This window comes from Ferruginibacter sp. SUN106, assembly GCF_050611765.1.
GTDB lineage: Bacteria > Bacteroidota > Bacteroidia > Chitinophagales > Chitinophagaceae > Ferruginibacter.
Genome location: NZ_JBODJC010000006.1, coordinates 166,787 through 180,941 on the forward strand (window position 1 = coordinate 166,787; position 14,155 = coordinate 180,941).

Consider the following 14,155-nt stretch of genomic DNA (forward strand, 5'->3'; position numbering starts at 1 on the left):
TTTTTCAAATCATTAAATTAATAAAAGGTTCGAAAACTGTACCGTAGCTAACCCATTAAAAGATTTCTGTAGTAAAATGCAGAAGCCTTTTTTGTTTTTTGGCAAAACCATGACAAAAAGCAACCATTCATCCGCATATTTTTCCAAAAAAAGCCTTTAACAAAACATTATTCACGTAAGTTCGTTTACAACAAATAAAAACAATCGTTTTACGTTATTTTTACATCATGCAAAAAATTGCAAGCTTTATGATGAGTAAAAAATTTATTCCGGTTATACTGGTGCTTACCGGGGCAAGCCTTTTTGTGGCCTTTAAATCGCAGGGAAGATCGGGGAATGATGACAATCCAAGGTCGAAGTATGCGAAAGTATTGCGCTATGTGGGTATGTACCTGGAAGAAGCTCACTTCAGCCCTAAGAAAATTGACGATAATTTTTCGCAGGTGGTATTCAAAAAATTTACTACCGACCTGGATGATGAGAAAAGCATTTTCCTGAAATCTGATATTGATTCGCTGGCGAAAAAATATGATGGCAAAATTGATGATGAAATTCACGGGAGTGAATTGCAATCTTTTTTTGCTATTAATGAAGTGTATTTAAAAAGACGTGATGAAGGATTTGCACTGGCCAATGAATTTTTAGCAAATCCGTTTGATTTTACCAAAGATGAGTCGGTACAGTTTGACAGGGATAAACTTGATTTTCCTAAAACCGAAGCTGACCGCAAAGAAGTGTGGAGAAAGACCATTAAATACAGTGTATTAAGCAGGTTTGTGGAATTACAGGAAGACAGGGAAAAAAATAAAGGGAAAAAAGATTTTGTGCAAAAGGCAGATAGTACTTTGGAAAGAGAAGCCAGGGAATTTGTAAAGAAAAGAATGGATCGTATGATGGCAACCAAAAAAACACATGAAACTGCGGATGAAAATTTCAGCACTTTCGTAAACGCCATTACATTAAGTATGGATCCTCATACGGATTATTTTCCTCCGGTAGATAAACGTTCTTTTGATGAAAGCATGAGCGGAAAATTCTATGGTATTGGTGCACAATTGAAAGACGATGATGGTAAAATAAAAATTGCCACACTTATTTTGGGTATGCCTGCAAAACTGAGCAATAATATTGCCGTAGATGACGAAATTTTAAAAATTGGTGAAGGTAAAGCAGAGCCTGTGGATGTAACCGGCTATGCTGTTACTGATGCGGTAAAACTAATAAGAGGTGCAGAAAAAGGTTCGGAAGTAAGATTAACGATTAGAAAAGTAGATGGCACAATTAAAGTAGTTTCTTTATTAAGAGATGAAATAAAACTGGAAGATACTTTTGCAAAAAGCGCAGTGATCAATGGCGAACATAAAGTAGGATATATCTGGTTGCCTGAATTTTACCAGGATTTCCAGAATCCCAATGGCGCAAGATGTTCTAATGATGTAGCTAAAGAAGTAGAAAAATTAAAAGCAGAAAATGTAGAAGGTATTATTCTTGACCTTAGAGGAAATGGCGGCGGATCACTATCTGAAGTGGTTAAAATGGCTGGCTTGTTTATTGAGGATGGCCCGATTGTACAGGTAAAAGGCAGAGACGAAAAAGCTTCTGTTTTAAGAGATAAGGACAAAAACGTTTTATACACAGGTCCGCTTACTGTAATGGTAGATGAAATGAGTGCATCAGCATCTGAAATTTTTGCAGCCGCAATACAGGATTATAAAAGAGGTATTATTATCGGCAGCACTTCTACTTATGGAAAAGGTACTGTACAACGCAATATTGCTTTATCACCGGAAAGTGAAAATCCTTTATTGGCCAGCAAAAATACTGAAGACCTTGGCGCATTAAAATTAACGCTGCAGAAATTCTATCGTATCAATGGCGGGGCTACACAGTTAAAAGGTGTGGTGCCGGATATCGTTTTACCTGACCGTTATGAATATTTAAAATTCCGTGAAAAAGATAATGCTTCAGCATTACCATGGGATACTATTGCCAGGGCAGATTATCAGCCATGGACCAGTACCGTAAGTAACGATGCAGTAGTCTCTATGTCTTACGATCAGATCAATAAAGGTTCTGTATTCAGTAAAATAAAAACCAATATTGATTGGTTAGGTACTAACAGTGAAAAGGAATATTCTTTGAATATTGTAAAGTATAAGCAAGAACAGGCCGAGCTGAAAGCAACTTACAAACAATTGGAAGACTTAAACAAACTACCTAAGGAACTGGTTGTAAAAAATATTGCTGCGGATACGGTAAACATTAATGCAGCTAAAGACAAACTAGAAAAAAATAAGCAATGGCTTAAAAGAATAGGTGCTGATATTTACGTTGACGAATCTATGAAAGTGATCAACAATATGATCATGCAAAAAGCTACCGCAAAGAATAATTAAGCAATTTCCAAATACAAATAAAAATCCCGTTCAACTTATAAGGACGGGATTTTTTATTACTTACAGATAACGTTCTTTTAAAACTGCCATATGATGGTACACATGCCCGATGGCAGTAAAACCCATACTGATAGCAGTAGTGGGATTGTTATTAGCAATGCCGCTGTTATTTAATGCTTCTTCAGTAAAACTGTGGAATAAAATTTCAGTTGATTTTCTTACCAATAAAAATTCATCAGCCAGGTCTTTCCAATGGCGAACGTTGGCGTTGCTGTTGGCAGCATATTCATTTTCGTCAAAGCCAGGTAAAGAGCTCTGGTCTTTGCGGGCAAAACATAATGCCCTGTAACTGAAGATCCTTTCGGTATCTATCATATGTTGAATCAATTCCTTAATAGTCCATTTGCCCGGAGCATAGGAGTGATTAGACTTTTCTTCATTAATACTATAAAGGAATTTGGTGAGCAGTAATGACTGATGACGAAAAGCCGCTGTAAGGTCCTCTTCCGGCACCAGGTCGATATATTTTTGAAAATAGGATGGATGAGTAGAGGGAGATGGTTTTGGCATTAGCAAAAGGTTTAAACGTTAATTTCTAAGGAATGAAATTACAATAAAATTTATAGATGGGAACACGGTTTTTTCTTTAAGGGCAAAGAAGGATAATGCCTGATGAAAATGTGCGACATAAAAAAATCCCGAAGCTTTTTGGCTTCGGGATTTTTTTATTTTTAAACGATCTTATCCTTTTTTAGTTTTCACTAATTTAGGTTTTGGTAAAACTTCTTTCTGTATTTTTCTTTCGCCTTTTAAAGTAGATGCCAGTTTTAATGCTGCATAAGCATTTACAATACCACCACTTTTGCTGATATCGGAGAGATTTACCATGTCTTCAGTGCCGGGTTTGCTTACTTTAAAATCAGGTTTTTGGGTTGAATTTTCTAAAACATACTTCAACTGCTTTGCAGAAAGGTTGGGAAAATATTCCAGTGTTAAAGCGGCAATACCAGCCACCAGCGGGCAAGCCATGCTGGTACCCTGTAAATTACCATACGTGTTACCCCCGGGTAGTGTAGCGTAAATTTTTACACCGGGAGAAAAAACATCCACTTCTTTTTTACCATAATTGCTAAAAGAAGCAGTTAATCCGCCATTTTTAGGATCGCCGCTGGCACCAACCGTAACTACGTTGCCCGCCCTGCCTTTTCCATTAATGTAAACCGGGCTGGGGAAATTATCTTCGGTATCCACATCCTTGGCATCATTACCTGCGGCGTGTACCAATAAAACATTCTTGCTTTCGGCATAGCGGAAGGCATCATCTACCCATTGTTTTTGCGGACTGAAATCCTTGCCAAAACTCATACTGATCACTTGGGCACCATTATCTACCGCATAACGGATAGCATTGGCAATATCCTTATCATGTTCGTCTCCGTCAGGTACCGCACGTACCATCATTATACGCACATTGTCTGCAATACCATCCATACCCTTGCCATTGTTACGTACTGCAGCTATAATACCCGAACAGTGTGTGCCGTGCATTGGCGTGCTGGCCATAATATCATTGTTACCATAAAAACGGTCGTTGATATTAGTTTCATCATCTTTTACTATATCTGCCCTGTAGGTTGGCGGTGGTGTATTTTTAGATTCTTCTTTTTTGTCTTCTCCTGCAACATATTCAGCAAAGCCTTCCATAAATTCTTTATTGGTAGCTTCCAGTTGATTGTTGGCCTTCATTAAACCCAGCAATGCATTTTTAGAAGTTTTTTGAGCAGGTTCTGTAGGAATAAAAGAATTTAACTCGGTGCCGGTAAACACTTCTTTTGCCAAAGCAACTTTTAGAGTACTGTCGCTTTTTTGCATGTTGGCTAATAATCTTTTTAATATTACTATATCAATGCCGGCATCTTCTTTCCCTTCGCCTGTAATATTGGCTTTGGCTTTTTGCCACATGGTAAATTCTGCCAGGTCTTTAGGGGCAATATCTCCTTTTTCTTTGCCTTCGTATTTTGATTTAAGGTCATGGTACACCCTTGCAGCTTCGTAGCTGTCTTCCTTTACATTGCGGCCATCTTTTCCGCCCAGAAAATTCCAGCCATGTACATCGTCGATGTAACCATTATGGTCATCATCAATACCGTTGCCGGGAATTTCTTTTGGATTGGTCCATAAAATAGGTTTCAGGTCTTCATGCAGTGTGTCAATACCACTGTCTATCACTGCTACAATAACTGTTTTGCTTTTAAGATTTTTTGACTTTATAAAACTATAAGCTTTGTTAGCGCTAACGCCATAGTAACCGGTACTGTCTTTATCCATCAAATGCCATCCATTGGGAGTGCTCTCTTTTTGGGCTTTACTGATTGAAAAACTAAGGGTACCGATCACAAATACAATTAGGAATTTATGCATATATTATATTACTTTTTTTCAAAGTTAATGAAGAAAATTATACGGCATCTAAATACTACGTTAAATGGTAAGTGCGGTAAAAAAGCTATTTGGTTGCTTCAAATACGCAAATTTCAACTCTCCTGTTTTTCCATTGTACCAATGGGTCGTTCAGGTCGGCAGCGGGCATTTTATTACCTAGTGAAAGAATCGTTAAACGATTTTTATCTATGTAAAAACTGGCCACATAATCGGCAGAAACGCTGGCCCTGAGTAAAGAGCGGTTGTAATTGGCCTCCTGGCTGCCCACATTATCGGTATGGCCTTTAAATACGGCCACCAGTTTGGGATTGGCTTTTAATAATTTCACCACTTTATCTAATGTTTCAAAAGCTTCAGTTTTTAAGATGCTTTTGCCAGGTTCAAAATAGACAATAAAGCAGGTAGTGTCTGTGTTTATTTTGGCGGTATCAACTTTAACGGGGCAGCCATGATTAGCGGCAACACCGGCAACAGTGATACATTGGTCGTCATCGTCATTTATACCATCACCATCCGTATCGGGAACAGGGCAGCCACCATATTTTGCAGAGCCTTTAATACCCGGGCATTTATCGTGTACATCTGCAACGCCATCTCCATCCCTGTCTGCCAGGGTATCTATCGTTACAACAGGAATATTGATATCGTGGTCTTTGGTTTTTTTGGTTTTTTCCGGCCTTTCAGGTTTTTCTCTTTTTTGATGGGTGTATAAAGTGTATGCTGCTGTAATGCCAAATGTTTTTACCTTATGTTTTACCGCATCCCTGGCATCCTGGAAATAATCGGTAAGCGGAATATTAGCATTGATGTAAAGCGATAAATTATTGAATTCAAAACCTGCGCAGATACTCCAGCTGAAAAAAGTGGGTTTGTATTTTCCTGGTCCGCTTCCGGTAGTGAGTTTACTATTGGTTTTATCAACAGGCGTTAATGAGCTTCCAAAATAATCTGCCTGTATCTCTTCCTTCCCTCCGGCTAAAAAACTTACAACAGGCCCTGTGCCTGCAAAAAAACTATTGGTACTTTCTTCACCAAACATAAATTTTTTACGCAGGTTAAGATTAAGGTCAACGTAGTTTATTTTTTGCGTAAAGCCGGAATCTTTGATAGAATTGTTAGTGCCGGTTTCTTTCTGCAATAAATATTTATATCCTTTTTTGTTATAAGCTGCAGCAATAAATAAATCCACTTCATTTTTTATAAGTGTTTTATTAATAGTGATACCACCCCAATAAGAAGATGCGGAAGAGTAACAATTGTAATCGGCAGGTGGCACTGCAAATTTAAAAAGGGAAGATTTGCCAGCACCCGCAAGTACGCCATATTTGGTTTGCGCTATTAAACTATTGCAACAAAATAAAAGAAGTATCGCCGCAAATGCTTTATTACAGAGAAGTTTCAGATGTGGATTGTGGGGCATACCTTTTATGATACTTGCTGGTTTTGGTTATAGCAATTAAAACAATCAGAGTTATTATTGTATAAATATAAGTATTAAAAATTATTTGGTTTGTAAATTGATCACAAATCAAATTTAATACCCTGCGCCAATGGTAATTTATTGGTGTAATTAATGGTGTTGGTTTGTCTTCTCATGTAAACTTTCCATGCATCACTGCCACTTTCACGTCCGCCACCGGTTTCTTTTTCTCCGCCAAAGGCGCCACCTATTTCTGCGCCGGAAGTGCCTATATTTACATTAGCAATACCGCAATCACTGCCTGATTGAGAAAGGAATGCTTCTGCTTCTCTTAAATTAGTAGTCATGATAGCAGAGGATAAGCCTTGAGGAACGCCGTTTTGCATGGCCACTGCTTCATCCAGTGTTTTGTATTTCATGATATATAAAATGGGTGCAAAGGTTTCATGTTGTACAATGGCGAAATTATTTTTTGCTTCGGCAATGCAGGGTTTTACATAACAACCACTTTCAAAACCTTTGCCTTTTACAACACCGCCTTCTACTATAAATTTGCCACCTTCGGCTTTACATTTTTCAATCGCATCCAAATACATTTTCACCGCATCTTTATCAATCAGCGGACCCACATGATTTTTTTCGTTCAATGGGTTACCAATTTTTAATTGCCCGTAAGCATGCACTAATTTTTCTTTGAATTTATTATACACCGATTCATGAATGATCAATCTCCTGGTAGAAGTGCAGCGTTGCCCGGCCGTACCTACAGCGCCAAATGCAGCCCCTATCAATGCCATATCAAGATCAGCATTTTTGGTAATGATGATGGCATTGTTACCACCAAGTTCCAGTAAACTTCTTCCTAATCGTTCTCCCACTGCTTTGCCTACAGCCTTACCCATTCTGGTGCTGCCTGTTGCAGAAACCAACGGGATACGGGTATCATTACTCATCCATTCGCCAACATTCCTGTTACCTATTATTATATTGCTTACACCTTCGGGCACATTGTTTTTTTTGAAAATAGATTGAATGATATTCTGGCAGGCAATAGCACAGAGTGGTGTTTTTTCGCTGGGCTTCCATACGCATACATCTCCGCAAACCCATGCCAATGCTGCATTCCAGCTCCATACAGCAACGGGAAAGTTGAAAGCAGATATTACACCAACAATGCCTAAGGGATGGTATTGCTCGTACATGCGGTGCCCGGGCCTTTCGCTGTGCATAGTTAATCCATGCAGCTGGCGGGAGAGGCCTACAGCAAAATCGCAGATGTCGATCATTTCCTGTACTTCGCCCAAACCTTCCTGCAGGCTCTTGCCCATTTCATAACTCACTAACTCACCAAGGGATTGTTTATTTTTTCTCAATTCTTCACCAACCTGTCTTACAATTTCACCACGTTTGGGTGCCGGCCATAAACGCCATGCAGCAAAAGCTTCCTGCGCTTTGGCGATCACCGCATCGTAATTATTTTTATCGGCAGCAGTTACAGTGGCAATAAGATTACCATCAACAGGCGAGAAGGATTGTATTTTTTCACCCTTAGCTTTTGGCCAAAGTAAACCTGTAGAAACACCGTTATTATTTTTCTGAATTTTTAATTGGGCAAGAAATTTCATGTGCAGCATTATTTAACTGTAAAGGTAATAATACTAAATGAATGGTTTTGTGTAAGATTGCTTGCAAATAATTGTGGGAAGATCTTAATACTGCTCATTCTCATTTGGAAAATCCTTGCTCTTAATATCTTTTATGTATTGCTGCACTGCACCGGTAACCTGTTCATTCAGGTTTAAATACTGGCGTAAAAAACGGGGCTTGAATTCTGTATTAATGCCCAGCATATCATGCATCACCAGCACCTGCCCGTCGCAATCGCCGCCAGCACCAATGCCTATTGTAGGTATATGTAAACTTTCCGAAACTTCTTTTGCCAATGCTGCCGGAATTTTTTCCAGTACCACTGCAAAGCATCCTGCTTCCTGCAGCAGCAAAGCATCTCTCTTTAATTTATTGGCTTCCTGTTCTTCGGTAGCCCGTACTACATAAGTACCAAATTTATTGATGGATTGCGGCGTTAAGCCCAAATGCCCCATCACAGGTATACCAGCACTCACTATTTTTTTTACAGAATCCAGTACTTCTTCGCCACCTTCCAGTTTTACGGTATTGGCACCGCTTTCCTTCATTATTTTTATAGCAGAAGCTAAAGCGATATCTGAATTGGATTGGTAATAACCAAAAGGAATATCACAAACGATCAGGCTTCTCTCTCTTGCCCTTACCACACTTTGTGCATGATAGATCATCTGGTCTAATGTAATAGGCAAAGTGGTTACATGCCCGGCCATAACGTTGCTGGCACTGTCGCCCACTAAAATGATATCAATACCTGCTGCATCAAAAATAGAGGCAAAAGAAAAATCGTAAGCCGTTATCATAGAGATCTTTTCTCCGGCGGCTTTCATTTTTTGTAATGTGTTGGTGGTTACTTTTTTTACTTCTTTAACTACTGCAGACATGATGTGTGATTTTGAATTAATAAATGGCGAAGCGGAGTTGGTTCTGCATTAGAATAAAACAAGTCCTGTAAGTTATCGCTGGTGTAAAAGTAGAAAGAAATTTAATTGAAAACTATTTTTAAAATGGGCAGAGATTCGTTTGAGACATGCCCGTCAATCCAATGATCTGAATAAATAATCAGTTCTGGTATTTTGCACAATACAATATTTTCTTTGTAATCGTAGTACCAGTTTTGTACCAGTTCCACTTCTTTGATGTAAAATGGGACCGGGGCTTCATTGTAATATTCTTCTCCTGTTTTTATTCCAGCGGTATCATAAATGAATCTGTGCCTTGCAAATTTAGATACTATAAAAGTATCCACTTTAGCTGCAGCAATTTGCTGATTTGTTTTAATAGAAAAGACAGGCAATTTGCCGTTTAAAACATAAGGCCAAAGTGTTTGTAATAAATTTCTTCCGTATAATTCTTTAAGTTTTTGTTCTGCATCTGTACTATCTAACCGTATTTTTTTAGTGGTTTGAGATAAGAAAATGATTTTGTTTTGACTACCCGGTTTAAAGTCGGGTTTGAAATTAAAACAGGTACTGAAATAATCCATTAAGTTTATTGGGGTATAAAATTCCAACATTTGTGGAGTAATCCAGGGAATGTAACTTTTAAGCCTGCCATTTTCTACATAAACAATTTGTTCGGTAAGAGAAGTAGTTTTATCTGAAGAATCAACAGGGTAGGGCTTGATCATAGGACCGGGATATTCGCCGTAAGGATCATAAGGCCGCATGATACAAAATGGATAAAGAGCTTTCTTATCTAAAGAATCTTTTTTTATAAAATCAAGAGTATACTCCGAAACGAACTCCCGGTAGAGAGCGAAGGTGCCAGTAATTTCATTTTTCGAATAACGGTTCAGCAGCAGTTTATTAAAATTAATTTTTTCACCTTTTACTTTGCCCCACATATACGCAGCCCATTCAACAGAGGGCCTGTTAATAAAGGTGTCAAATTGTGTAGGTGCAATTATACGTTGCGCTACATTTTGATTGCTGAAAAAACAAAGCATTAGTATGATCGCAATTCTCATTTGTAAAAGAAAAAATTAGTTATGCTTTACAGCTTTGGGTTTAATAGCCTTTGGTTTTTCTTCAGGGAAAAGAATGCCCCAGTGATTTTGTAATCCAAGGTATATACCTGTACTGGTAACTACCTGCGACATGGGCACTACGGCAATCACTTTAGAATATAGTTTTTCTTTTGCAAAATCAAAATACAGGTCTTGCACAATGGCGAAATTGTAGATGCTGTCGTAATTTATTTCAGGAGTAATAGTTTTGTATTTGACAAGTTCTCCATTGGTATTGTAAATAGGGACTGTAATTTTTTGAACATGGTAAGCAGTTGTTTTTTGCCAGGGTACAATTTTTTTTGCATCCGGGTAAATATTATCATCCGCATTGTAAGCCTTCAGTTTTCCCTTTTTTATGTCATTTAAAAATAAGCGGCAAAGGCTCCAGTTGTTCAGGGTTAATATCTTGCTTGTTTCTACATGGTTTTGAGTGGTGGGCAGCAGCGTGAAATTATTACAGGTTCGTGTAATTAAAACTGCTGTAGGTGGAACAGTTATGGTATCACTGTTCACATCATTAAAGGCAAGGTTTGCGGTTTCAAAAAAAATAGTATTCTCACGGTAGCTTGATCTTTCTTTGTTGTAAAGAACCGGTGTAATTAAAATATTCTGAATTTTAAACTGGTTGTTCTTATAATAAAGCAGTTGTTTTACTTTAAAAAAAGAGATGGCGTTTTTTGTATTGCAGGTATCGCATGTATTTTCTTCTTCCCTGAAAATATCTTCGTAACCATCGGTCCTGGTATCAAAATTAAAACGCCAATTCATCAGTGTGGGATTGTAGGCAATTGCTTTTTTTGTTTTTATATAGTCATTCTCATTAATGCTAACAGGAGTAACTGCCAGCATTACACTATCTTCTGTATATGCTGAAATACTACCACTTTGTAATTTTTTTAAATAATAATTACTGATACTGAAATTAGGGTTGGTAGTGGTGAGGTTGATATAAGAATTGTAAACCGCTGCCCACTTTACGGCCGTATCTGTCTGAACAAAATTGGCATATTGCAATGGCTGCTGTGCAAAACAATTGCTGGCATAAAAAAACAAGAAAACAGGGAATAGCTTTTTCATTTTTTGGAGTTGTAACGGAAAATATAAGTAAATAGTGTAAGCGAAATGTTAAATCAAAAATCATAAATCACCAATCCGCAATCCTACTTTACTTCATCCCACAAATGCCGTATCAATCCATCGGCCAAACCAATTTTAGGTACATAGATCTCTTCGGCAGCAGCCCAGCGCATGGCATTGGTATAAATTTGCAAGGCAGGTACAATTACATCGGCACGGTCTTCCCTTAACCCATATTGATTTATCCTGTCTTCCAGGGAAACGCTGCCTAATTCTTTATAATAATCTTTCAAAAGTTCTAACGAAAGTGGTTTGCCATCTTTGCGTTTACTCATACTGAATACTTTGTTGATATTACCTCCACTACCAATGGCCACTACTTCTTTTTGCCCCTTGGTTACTGCTTTAAGCGCTTCTTTCATTTCTTCCCATTGCCATTCTTTTACCATGCCTTTTAATAAACGTATGGTACCAATATTGAAAGATTTTTTATAAATGAGAATGCCATTGGTAAAAAAAGAAAGTTCGGTACTGCCACCACCAACATCAATATATAAATAGCTGTGGTCTTTATCCATATTTTCTGCCACATGATTTTCATATACCAGGTTAGCCTCCGTATCTCCGCTGATCACTTCAATAGAAATATCGGTTTCCAGTTTTATTTTCCTGATAATGTCGCCGGCATTCCTGGCATCCCTCATGGCACTGGTGGCACAGGCTTTTAAATGCTCTACATCGTAAGCATTCATCAGGTGCTTGTAAGCTTTCATGGTTTGCATTACCATGCCAATTCTTGGCTTGGATATCTCACCGGTTTCAAACACATCAAAACCAAGCCTGAGCGGCACCCTGATAAGGTTTAGTTTATTAAAGGAAGTATTCTTTTTCTCATCAACAATTACTTCAGCAATTAAAAGCCTTGCTGCGTTACTGCCAATATCAATTGCGGCTAATTTCAAATTTTATTGTTAATAGGTTAATTAGTATTTCAAATCTACAGCTACACACCAAAACGAATTTACTAATAAACCAGTAAACCAATTAACAAATTAACTGGAAAGAGATTTCTTATGCAAATAGTTGTACGTCTCCAGCTGGCTGCGTACTTTTTTGGTGTTGCGTGGGTTTACATATTGGTTGCTGAGGGTATTGTCTAAAATTCTTGCTTTAATATTATCGCTTAACTGTATCTGTATAATGTCTTTTAATTCCTGCTGAATATTTTTGTCGAAAACAGGGCAGGCTGCTTCTACACGGTGGTCTATATTTCTTACCATCCAATCGGCACTGGAAATAAAAACTTTTTCCTTTCCATCGTTATGAAAGATCATTACCCTTGCATGTTCCAGGTATTCATCCACAATACTGATGGCGTATACTTCTTTAAATTTGGCATTTTCTGTAAGCATGCAAAAAATGCCTCTTATCACCATATTGATTATTACACCAGCTTTTGCAGCTTCGTATAATTTTTCAATCAGAATTTCGTCGCTGAGCGAATTTAATTTTAATGTTATAGCTGCAGGTTTTTTATGTTTTGCTGCTGTTATTTCTTTTTGAATCAGCTGCATTAATTGCCTGCGCATGCCTGCCGGGCTTACAATAATTGTTTTGCAGGCCCTTAAAAAATGTGGCCTCATTTTAGGTTGTTCCAGGTAATGGAAGATACGGTTTACATCGGCCATAATGTTTTTGTCGGCAGTTAATAAACAATGATCGCCATACACCCGGGCTGTTCTTTCATTAATATTACCGGTACTTACAAAGCCATACAGCAGCGGTTTGTTGTTCACCATCTTTTTTATCAAACATATTTTAGCATGCACCTTCATATCGGGCACACCAATCAAAACTTTTACGCCGGCTTCTTCCAGTTCTTCTTTCCATTCAAGATTGGCTTCTTCATCAAAACGTGCTCTTAATTCCAATACTGCTGTTACCTGTTTACCATTACGAACTGCGTTGGTAAGTGCATTAATGATTTTAGAGCGGGGAGCCAGCCGGTAGCAGGTCATTTTGATGCTTACTACTTCGGGGTCAATAGCTGCTTCTCTCAACAGGTCGATAACGGTATCAAAACTGTGATAAGGGAAATTGAGCAGTATATCTTTTTCAAAAATAACATCCGTAGTGCGGCTTACATTTTTTAATGCCGGATGAATAAATGGTTTTTTGCGTGGATTTTTTTTAGCAAATACTGACTCCGGAAAATCAATAAAGTCTTTAAAATTGTGTATACGTCCGCCGGGTATAAGATTGTCTTTATGCGTTAAACCTAAACGTTTAACCAGGTAAGCCAATAAAGAAGCATCAATTTCTTTATCGTAAATAAAGCGAACCGTTTTTCCTTTCTTACGGTTCTTTAAACCTTTTTCAATTTTTTGAATGAGGGAAGTAGATACATCATTGTCAATATCAATTTCTGCGTCACGGGTAACTTTTATAATAGCAGAAGAAAAAGTGTCATAGCCAAAGAAAGAAAAAATATGTGGTAAGCAAAAGCGAATGATGTCTTCCAGTAAAATGATATGCTTTTCATTTTGCTTTGAAGGCAATATAACGAACCGGGGCAAACGCCTTGCCGGTACCGAAACCAATGCGAATTTTTTTGCAATGCTCTTATCTTTTTTAGAAAGGGTACAGGCCAGGTAAATAGATTTATCACTAAGGGTAGGAAATTCCCTGATGCTTTCCATCATCAGCGGTACTACATTGCTGCGGATCTCTTCATTAAAATAATCGAGTACAAATTTTTGCTGTACCCGGTTTAGTTTTTGTTCGGTAACTAAAAATATTTTTTCTTTTTTCAGTTCTCGCAATATTTCGTTCCAAACCCGGTCAAATTCTTTTTGCTGTTCTAATACCTTCTCCTGTATTTCTTCAAGAATTAAACGGGGATTAATTTCAAGATGCATTTTCCCTTTTTCACCTAAAGCGATCATGCGGTTTAAGGTAGCTACCCTTACCCGGAAAAACTCATCCAGGTTATTGGAAAAGATACCGAGAAAGCGGATACGTTCTCTCAAGGGTACAGTGTCGTCTGCTGCTTCCTGTAATACCCGGCCGTTAAATGAAAGCCAGCTGATATCCCTTATGATCGTTTTTTGTTTTGGCACTGAAAGAAAAATTTAATTGTGCTAAATTATAGGGAGTAATGTAACC

10 protein-coding genes are annotated in these 14,155 nt (G+C 37.9%); 1 reads left to right on the top strand and 9 read right to left on the bottom strand.

Annotated elements, in window-relative coordinates; genetic code table 11:
* Positions 1-227 precede the first annotated feature (227 nt).
* Entirely contained in the window at positions 228-2,396 is a 2,169-nt protein-coding gene (locus ACQ334_RS23045; RefSeq protein WP_430990641.1) for a carboxy terminal-processing peptidase, read from the top strand.
* A gap of 60 nt (positions 2,397-2,456) precedes the next feature.
* On the opposite strand, the gene ACQ334_RS23050 is transcribed toward ACQ334_RS23045, so the two are convergent.
* The 9 genes from ACQ334_RS23050 to ppk1 all read right to left on the bottom strand — a co-directional run bounded on the left by ACQ334_RS23050 (position 2,457) and on the right by ppk1 (position 14,109).
* Entirely contained in the window at positions 2,457-2,966 is a 510-nt protein-coding gene (locus tag ACQ334_RS23050) for a DinB family protein (protein ID WP_430990642.1), read from the bottom strand.
* 171 nt (positions 2,967-3,137) lie between these two features.
* Positions 3,138-4,817, bottom strand: coding sequence for a S8 family peptidase (locus ACQ334_RS23055; RefSeq protein WP_430990643.1), 1,680 nt, complete (start codon positions 4,815-4,817; stop codon positions 3,138-3,140).
* Between the two features lie 85 nt (positions 4,818-4,902).
* Positions 4,903-6,258 carry an OmpA family protein gene (locus ACQ334_RS23060; RefSeq protein WP_430990644.1) on the bottom strand — a complete coding sequence of 452 codons (1,356 nt, stop codon included), beginning with the start codon at positions 6,256-6,258 and terminating at the stop codon, positions 4,903-4,905.
* Positions 6,259-6,359: 101 nt separating this feature from the next.
* Positions 6,360-7,883 carry an L-piperidine-6-carboxylate dehydrogenase gene (gene amaB / locus ACQ334_RS23065; RefSeq protein ID WP_430990645.1) on the bottom strand — a complete coding sequence of 508 codons (1,524 nt, stop codon included), beginning with the start codon at positions 7,881-7,883 and terminating at the stop codon, positions 6,360-6,362.
* Between the two features lie 84 nt (positions 7,884-7,967).
* A complete protein-coding gene (gene panB / locus ACQ334_RS23070) occupies positions 7,968-8,786 on the bottom strand; it encodes a 3-methyl-2-oxobutanoate hydroxymethyltransferase (RefSeq protein WP_430990646.1) in 819 nt (272 codons plus the stop codon).
* A gap of 101 nt (positions 8,787-8,887) precedes the next feature.
* Complete coding sequence (locus ACQ334_RS23075) at positions 8,888-9,871, bottom strand: hypothetical protein (protein ID WP_430990647.1); 984 nt, start codon at positions 9,869-9,871, stop codon at positions 8,888-8,890.
* A gap of 15 nt (positions 9,872-9,886) precedes the next feature.
* Positions 9,887-10,990, bottom strand: a complete 1,104-nt coding sequence (locus tag ACQ334_RS23080; RefSeq protein ID WP_430990648.1) for a hypothetical protein — start codon at positions 10,988-10,990, stop codon at positions 9,887-9,889.
* 83 nt (positions 10,991-11,073) lie between these two features.
* Complete coding sequence (locus tag ACQ334_RS23085; RefSeq protein ID WP_430990649.1) at positions 11,074-11,952, bottom strand: exopolyphosphatase; 879 nt, start codon at positions 11,950-11,952, stop codon at positions 11,074-11,076.
* 90 nt (positions 11,953-12,042) lie between these two features.
* A complete protein-coding gene (gene ppk1 / locus ACQ334_RS23090; protein WP_430990650.1) occupies positions 12,043-14,109 on the bottom strand; it encodes a polyphosphate kinase 1 in 2,067 nt (688 codons plus the stop codon).
* Positions 14,110-14,155: the final 46 nt, after the last annotated feature.